The organism is Paenibacillus apis (genome assembly GCF_018333295.1).
Taxonomy (GTDB): Bacteria; Bacillota; Bacilli; order Paenibacillales; family Paenibacillaceae; genus Fontibacillus; species Fontibacillus antibioticophila.
Map to the genome: position 1 here is coordinate 1 of NZ_BORS01000067.1, position 293 is coordinate 293.

The window sequence follows — 293 nt, forward strand, 5'->3', positions numbered from 1 at the left end:
TCTCCGCTACCCCCACCTCATCCCCGCATTTTTCAACATACGTGGGTTCGGGCCTCCAGTGCGTGTTACCGCACCTTCACCCTGGACAGGGGTAGATCACACGGTTTCGGGTCTACGCCTACAAACTATATTCGCCCTATTCAGACTCGCTTTCGCTGCGGCTCCACCTTCTCGGCTTAACCTTGCTTGCAAACGTAACTCGCCGGTTCATTCTACAAAAGGCACGCCATCACCCCTAAATTGGGCTCTGACTTCTTGTAAGCACACGGTTTCAGGTTCTCTTTCACTCCCCT

1 rRNA gene is annotated in these 293 nt (G+C 53.6%); it reads right to left on the reverse strand.

Going from position 1 to position 293, the window contains the following annotated elements:
* Positions 1–293, reverse strand: a 23S ribosomal RNA gene (locus KI362_RS25340); the annotation flags it as partial.